Source organism: Microcystis sp. M49636_WE2 (genome assembly GCF_030065375.1).
Lineage (GTDB): Bacteria > Cyanobacteriota > Cyanobacteriia > Cyanobacteriales > Microcystaceae > Microcystis > Microcystis aeruginosa_C.
Map to the genome: position 1 here is coordinate 1 of NZ_JASJFG010000820.1, position 5515 is coordinate 5515.

Sequence of the window (5515 nt, forward strand, 5' to 3'; positions counted from 1 at the left end):
ACCAATCCTTCCGCTAATTCTGTCATCAGGGGAGCGATGCCGATCGGTTCGGGATAATAGTTATAAGAATAGAGCAAAATTCGCATAGGGATGGCAATTTGGTTGGGCGATTCAGTTTCATGATTTTATCAATAGTTACTGGTTTTTTGACAAATCAGATGCGCTTTTGTCAGGGATTGCCCTAGAAAGAGGTTTGGCATCAGGTGAGGATTAGCGGTGAGAGATGCGGAAAAAAAGGGAAATTGGCTCATAAATTAATCCTCAAAACCTTATTTTTCCCTTACCCGGTGGCCGATATCACGACGATAATAGATGCCCTGAAAGTGTATCCTTTTCACCGATTGATAGGCAAGTTCGATCGCCTGATTAAAATTAGCTCCCATAGCCGTGACACCCAAGACGCGGCCGCCATCGGTGAAGATATCGCCGTGTTTTAAAACCGTGCCGGCGTGGAAAACGATCGCTCCCGCGGTTTCAGCTGCCTTAATTCCAGTGATTAACTGGCCTTTTTCGTAGTGGTCGGGATAACCGGCAGACGCGGCCACCACACAAACGGCACTACCGGATCGCCATTGTAAAGAGGGGAAATCAGTTAATTTTTGTTGAGCGCAAGCCAGCAGTAGCGGTGCCAGGGGAGTTTCCAGTAGGGGTAAAACCGCTTGGGTTTCGGGATCGCCAAAACGACAGTTAAATTCGAGAACTTTTGGCTCTCCGGCGGGGGAAATCATTAAACCCGCGTAGAGGACTCCCCGATAGTCAATGCCGCGTTTTTGTAGGGTGGCGACGATGGGGGCGAGGATGTCTCGGTTTACCGCTTCGATAATGGCGGCGGTGGCTATGGGTGCGGGGGCATAAACTCCCATACCGCCGGTATTTTTGCCGGTATCGCCTTCACCGATCCGCTTGTGATCTTGGGCGGGTAGCAGGGAACGAAAGCTGATCCCATCGGTGAGGGTGAGGATAGACACTTCTTCTCCCTCTAGGAATTCTTCCACCACGACTTTAGTAAAGCCACTGGTAAAAAGATCATCGATCGCTTCTAGGGCCGTATCTACGGTTTCGGCGACAATTACCCCTTTTCCTGCGGCTAATCCGTCAGCTTTCACCACAATTGGCGCTCCTTGCTCTCGGATATAAGTTTTTGCTAATTCTGCATCCGTAAAGGTTTCTGAGACGGCGGTGATAACTGCTGCTTCGCTCATTAATTCTTTTGCCCAGGATTTGCTCGATTCAATTAAGGCCCCGGTTTGTGTGGGGCCAAAAACGGCAATTTCTTGGCCGAGAAGATGATCGGTAATGCCGAGGGAGAGGGGATATTCTGGCCCGACAACCACCAGATCGACGCAATTTTCTCGGGCAAAGCGGCTAATTTCGGCAAAATCCTCCATTGCTATGGGGATATTTTCACATTGAGGTAAAATTGCCGTTCCCCCATTACCTGGAATACAGAACACTTGTTCTACCTCGGGCGATTGCAGCAGTTTCCAAGCCAAGGCGTGTTCTCGACCACCACTGCCGATAACGATAATTTTCACGGATAAACGCAGCCTAAATGACGATGGTTTAATTATCCCCTAGCTCCGGGGTGTCATTGCCTAGAAGTTGAGATTACTTAACTTTTTAATCCTCGCTCCCCACCTGTTGAGCAAAACCCTTGCTCTAGTCCTACGGAGGTGATTAGATAAGGGATTTGCGTAGGAATAATATCCCAGCCAGAAAATCGCTCTGTAGAAGAACCAGACCAGCCAGATGGCACATTATCAAAGCGCAAGTCCCTAACACCTCGAAGGCTCTCCCCCTACTTAGGGTGATCAGCAAACCTGAGCGATCGGAGGGCGCAAGCATTGCGCCCCTACAGTAACGGATTTTGTCCACAATGTAGGGGCGAACTGCGTTCGCCCAAAAGGTACATTATCAAAGCGCAAGTCCCTAACTGCTGTAAAGGAGTCAATTGTGATTAGATAGTAGATGCGCCCTTCTTAGGCTGTCCCTATTTTGGGTCATTCTACGCCATCGAGTTGGCTCTCTCGGACATTGGCTGAAAAATATTCACTATCTCACATTATGGGCGCAAGCAGTTCGATAAACTTACTGACCACGTTGCCTCCTTACATTGCACCCGGTGCGATTGAGAGGGCCAAGAAACATCGATTTTATCTGCTCTAAGTCCCCGTTAAACATCAATCTATCTTTTAGATTATTCGGAATTTACTCCTAAGTATTTTTATTGTCTATGCCCTGTCATTTATCCCTCAATCAACTAGCTCAATTATTATCCTTACAAAATAAGGGTGACATAAGTTTTAGTCCCGATAGTTTAGTCTCTGGCATTAATACTGATAGCCGTAGTATTGAGCCTGGACAAGCATTTTTAGCCTTAAAAGGTGATAATTTTAATGGTCATGATTTTATCGATATGGCTATCAAAAGAGGAGCGGCGACCTTGATTGTCGATCAGCCAGTTTCGGTAAATTCCTCTAGTAATATTCCCGTATTCCTAGTCCATAATACCCTAGAAACCTATCAGCAATTAGGCCATTGGTGGCGGAATCAATTTACTATACCCGTGATTGCTATTACAGGATCGGTGGGGAAAACCACCACTAAAGAATTAATCGCCTCCCTATTAGCAACCCGGGGAAAGGTACACAAAACCCTGGCTAATTATAACAATGAGATCGGAGTGCCGAAAACTCTCCTCGAACTGGATGAAACTCACGATAGTGCCGTAATCGAGATGGGAATGCGGGGACGAGGAGAAATTGCCCTGCTCGCTCAAATCACCCAACCGACCATCGCAGTGATTACTAATGTGGGAACCGCTCACATCGGTCGTTTAGGGTCGCAAGCGGCGATCGCAGAGGCGAAATGCGAGTTATTGGCCGAGTCTCCTTCTGGTAGTATAGCTGTTCTTAACTACGATCACCCTTTACTTACTGAAACAGCTAAACGGGTATGGCAGGGGGAAACAATTACCTATGGCTTCTCTGGCGGCGATATAGTCGGAGAATTACTGGATTTAACTACTTTACGAGTCAATGGACTAGATTTTAACTTACCTTTATCCGGTCGTCATCATGCTTTAAATTTTATGGCAGCCTTGGCTGTAGCGAAAATTTTAGGCATCGATTGGACTTCTTTGCAAGAGGGAATTAAGGTTAATTTACCCAGTGGTCGGGCCAAACGTTACCAAATAGAGCCGGATATCCTACTCCTCGATGAAACCTATAACGCAGGTCTAGAATCAATGTTAGCGGCCTTGGATTTACTGAAAGCTACCCCCGGTCAGCGTCATATTGCTGTTTTAGGCACGATGAAGGAGTTAGGGTCTTTTTCGGAGCAATTACATCGCCAAGTGGGTGAGAGGGTGCAAAAACTAGGCATAGATCGCTTGTTTGTCTTGGTGGACGACCCAGAAGCTAAGTTTATTGCTGAGGCGGCTACTGGGGTCGCTTGCGAATGTTTTCAAACTCACGCAGATTTAATTAATCGTTTAAAGGAAGTGATCGATTCAGGCGATCGCATTTTATGCAAGGCTTCCCATTCCGTCGGTTTAAATCGGGTGGTGGAGGAGTTAATCAGTGATATTGGGAGTTAGGGAAGAGATGTTAGAGAATAGAGCATTTTTTAGCAAGAATAGCCGATTAAAAACAGTTTTTTCGGGTATTTTAACGCTAATTTTCTTTTTTTCGGCCGCTCAAGTCTCTTTTGCTCAAGAATCGAGACGACTGGAGACTTATCTCCCAGATCTCAGTGGTTTAGCTTGGGTAGAAGCGGATATTTTTCTAGGGGTTCACGATGCCAAAAATAAGGGCAAAAAAAGTGATCCATCTCAACCAAGACTGAGTCTTTTACAGCTACCTACGCAGGAAAAACCCCTATTATGGCAGGTTTTAAGGGTAGATTGGCCAAATCCAGAGGGATTGAGTAACGATCTCGAAAGTATTACTCATATTCCTCAAACTAATTTATTTTTGTTGGCTGAAAGTGGCGAGAAAAAACCTTTTCAAAGACTGTTTTTAGCAGCATACAACCAGCAACAAGTCAAGATAGTTGAGCAAATAAATTGGCCGATCGCGGTGGAAAATGTAGAGGCGATCGCTGTTAGTCGGCAAGGCGATCGTTATCTATTTATCTACGCAGAACGGGCCGATAGTCAAGAGAGTACAAAGATTCGCTGGACGGATATCTCGTTCAATCCCTTAAAATTCGGGGAATTTCGGTCGGTAACTTTTCGGAGTCCTTTTGGTAGTGGTAAAAATATTCGCCTCATCTCCGATTTAGCCGTAGATAAGCAAGGTAATATCTACATAGCTTCCGCTGACGATCCAGATAGTGCGGGAGTGTTTAGAAGTGCTGTTTACCGTATCGGTCAAGTTACAGCCGATAATAGCCTAATTATTGCCCCTAATCCCCAAAAAATTGCAGAAATCGACGGTGCTAAAGTGGAAGCGCTGACTACTAGAGAATCTCCTAGAGGTGAAGTAGAAGTCTTTATCGGTACAGATGACGAGAATTATGGCGGTTTTCTGCGACCTCTGCTCTTAGATAATTAGCTATCGGTCGTCAGTATTCTCCGAGTAAGGAGTCGGTCGTCAGGAGATTATTTTTATTTATTCTTCCCACTTCATAATTCATAATTCATAATTCATACTTTGTGCTTTTTGTCAAAAAAACTTTTTTTTTGCAATAAAACTACACAAAAAAAAGATCATCGTTGTGGGTGAAATTGACTCATTTACCTGTCTTGATTAGGATCACCTTCTAGGTGTGGCAAGGGTTTCAACCGTTGCTGCCCAAAAAAGCACAGAAAGACCCATTATGAAATTCAGTAAAATCGCTGTAACTAGCATAACATCGTTGTTAAATAAAAATCTTTCTCAATTAATTCTTAAGAATTTGTAAATATTGCGGAATGTTAATTTAAATATTCTCAAGTTTTTGGATTCAATCAATAATTTTTGCTTATCTTTGTCCAACATTGGGTTAGGAGTCAGTATTCAGGAGCTAGGGTTGTCCACTCCCCACTACCCCACTACCCCACTTCATAATTCATAATTCATAATTCATAATTCCCACTCCCCCCAACCCCTATTTTCCGTCTAAACTTTTGTATAGGGATAGTCTGGGAAAGTATGGATAACTCTTAGACTAATTAATTCGGGACTCACATCACAATATAGACTATGGCTTACTATTGGTTTAAAGCATTTCACCTGATTGGGGTAGTTGTTTGGTTTGCGGGACTATTTTATTTAGTACGTTTGTTTGTCTATCATGCGGAGGCAGCAACACAAACCGAACCCGCACAAGCTATTCTGAAAGCGCAATACGAGATCATGGAGAAGCGACTCTACAATATCATTACCACACCTGGGATGATTGTCACCGTGGCCATGGCGATCGGTTTAATCTCCACAGAACCAGAAATTTTAAAATCGGGATGGTTACATATTAAATTATCCTTTGTGGCTCTTTTACTGCTCTATCATTTCTACTGTGGTCGCATCATGAA

General features: G+C 44.3%; 5 protein-coding genes. 3 read left to right on the top strand and 2 right to left on the bottom strand.

What is annotated here, in order from left to right; genetic code table 11:
• Positions 1–128 precede the first annotated feature (128 nt).
• Together PX484_RS18580 and purD are read right to left on the bottom strand one after the other, a co-directional pair.
• Positions 129–251 (bottom strand): hypothetical protein, encoded by a 123-nt coding sequence (locus PX484_RS18580; RefSeq protein ID WP_256378301.1) that lies wholly within the window; start codon positions 249–251, stop codon positions 129–131.
• Positions 252–269: 18 nt separating this feature from the next.
• Positions 270–1535, bottom strand: a complete 1266-nt coding sequence (gene purD / locus PX484_RS18585; RefSeq protein WP_002758420.1) for a phosphoribosylamine--glycine ligase — start codon at positions 1533–1535, stop codon at positions 270–272.
• Between the two features lie 698 nt (positions 1536–2233).
• On the opposite strand from purD, the gene PX484_RS18590 reads away from it, so the two are divergent.
• The 3 genes from PX484_RS18590 to hemJ form a co-directional block, all read left to right on the top strand.
• Positions 2234–3598, top strand: coding sequence for a UDP-N-acetylmuramoyl-tripeptide--D-alanyl-D-alanine ligase (locus PX484_RS18590; RefSeq protein ID WP_287766464.1), 1365 nt, complete (start codon positions 2234–2236; stop codon positions 3596–3598).
• 7 nt (positions 3599–3605) lie between these two features.
• Positions 3606–4556: an SdiA-regulated/phytase-like domain-containing protein gene (locus PX484_RS18595; protein WP_287766466.1), complete on the top strand. Its 951-nt coding sequence runs from the start codon at positions 3606–3608 to the stop codon at positions 4554–4556.
• Between the two features lie 630 nt (positions 4557–5186).
• A partial coding sequence (gene hemJ, locus PX484_RS18600) for a protoporphyrinogen oxidase HemJ (RefSeq protein WP_288105072.1) occupies positions 5187–5515 on the top strand: 329 nt, incomplete at its 3' end.